This window comes from Streptomyces pactum (genome assembly GCF_016031615.1).
Lineage (GTDB): Bacteria > Actinomycetota > Actinomycetes > Streptomycetales > Streptomycetaceae > Streptomyces > Streptomyces pactus.
On record NZ_JACYXC010000019.1, the window covers coordinates 1 to 1,614 of the forward strand.

The 1,614-nt window shown below is 75.5% G+C and carries 1 protein-coding gene; it reads right to left on the bottom strand.

Features of this window, described 5'->3' with window-relative positions:
- A partial coding sequence (locus tag IHE55_RS30425) for a sulfatase family protein (protein ID WP_197989650.1) occupies positions 1-1,510 on the bottom strand: 1,510 nt, incomplete at its 3' end.
- Between the last annotated feature and the right edge of the window lie 104 nt (positions 1,511-1,614).

Here is a 1,614-nt window from a genome sequence, read left to right on the forward strand (position 1 = left end):
AGCCCCCGGCCGCGGGATAGGGCAGCAGGGTGGCGGCGGTGCGCTCCCACGCGGTCCGGAGCGAGGCGAGCCGCTCCGGCTCCAGCGCCGCGCGGTCGGCCTGCTCCCGCGGGTCGTCCGGGATGTTGAACAGGTGGTCCCGGCCCTGCGCGTCCCGGTGGTACTTCCAGGCGCCGCGGCGCAGCGCCCGCTCCCCGCGCACCCGCCAGAACAGGTCCCGCTCGGGCAGCTCCTCGCCGCGCAGCAGGTATCCGGCGAGGCTGGTGCCGTCCAGCGGGTGGGCCCGGTCCGGTCGGGCGCCGCCCACCTCCAGCAGGGTCGCGGTCCAGTCGGGGGTGTAGACCGGCTCGTGGGAGACCTGCGCGCCGCCGTCGATGCGGGCCGGCCAGCGCACGATGGTGGGCACCCGGATGCCGCCCTCCAGCAGCGTGAACTTCTCGCCGGACAGCGGCCACTGGTACGAGAACCGCTCACCGCCGTTGTCGCTGGCGAAGACGACCAGGGTGTTCTCCTCCTGGCCGGAGCGGCGGAGCGCGGCCAGCACCTCGCCGACGGAGCGGTCGAGGTCCTCGACCAGCTCGCGGTACTTCTCCAGCGAGCCGCCGTCGCGGTGGTTGAGCGCGCCCCGCTGCCCCGCCTTGATGCGCGCGGTCACCCGTGCGCTCTCCGCGGTGTCGCCCTCGGCTATCCACGGCCAGTGCGGGGTGGTGAAGTTCAGGTTGAGCAGCCACGGCTTTCGGTGGTCGCGGCCGATGTACTCGGCGGCCCGCTCGGTGATGATCCTCGTGTAGTAGCGCAGGTCCTGGTGGCTGACCTCGCCCTCGTAGAGGTCGTACTCGCCGGTCAGGCCGAGCTTGGAGTAGTACTCCAGGGCCCCGCCGAAGTTGCCGAAGAACGTCTCCCAGCCGGACTTGGTGGGGCTGTGGTCGGGCAGGTAGCCGCAGTGCCACTTGCCGATCAGCGCGGTCGCGTACCCGGCGCCGCGCAGCAGCGAGGCCAGGGTGGGGTGGTTCGGCGGCAGCCCGGCGTCGGACCCGCCGGGGATCGGCTCGTGGAGGCCGCCGGGGGTGCGGCCGGGGAAGCGCCCGGTGTAGAGGCTGAACCGGGTGGGGGAGCAGGTCGAGGAGCCCGCGTAGGCGTGGGTGAAGCGCACCCCCTGGCGGGCGAGCCGGTCCAGGTGGGGGGTGTGGATGTGCGGGGAGCCGTACGAGGACAGGTCGGCCCAGCCGAGGTCGTCGGCGAGGATGAAGAGGATGTTGGGCCGGGGCGAACGGCGGTGGGTGGCCGCCCGGAACGGCCGCTCGCGGACGGCCCCGCGGCCGTCGGCGGCGGCTTCGGCGGCGGCGAGCCCGGTGGCCGCGGTGGCGGCCAGGCCGGCACCGGCGGAGACCGCGGCCAGCTGGCCGAAGCCGCGCCGGGACAGCGGTCGCCCGCTCGTGCCCGCGTCGTGGTGGTCGGGGGCGGTGCCGGGAGAGCGGTCGGCCGGCGAGGGACGGTCGTTCGAGGACATGGCGGGACTCCTGGGGAGACGGGCGCTCCCGCCGGCGGCCGGTGGCCGGGTACGGCGTGGCACGGGCCGGGAGCGGGACGGGCTCCGGCACCGCCGTCACGCGG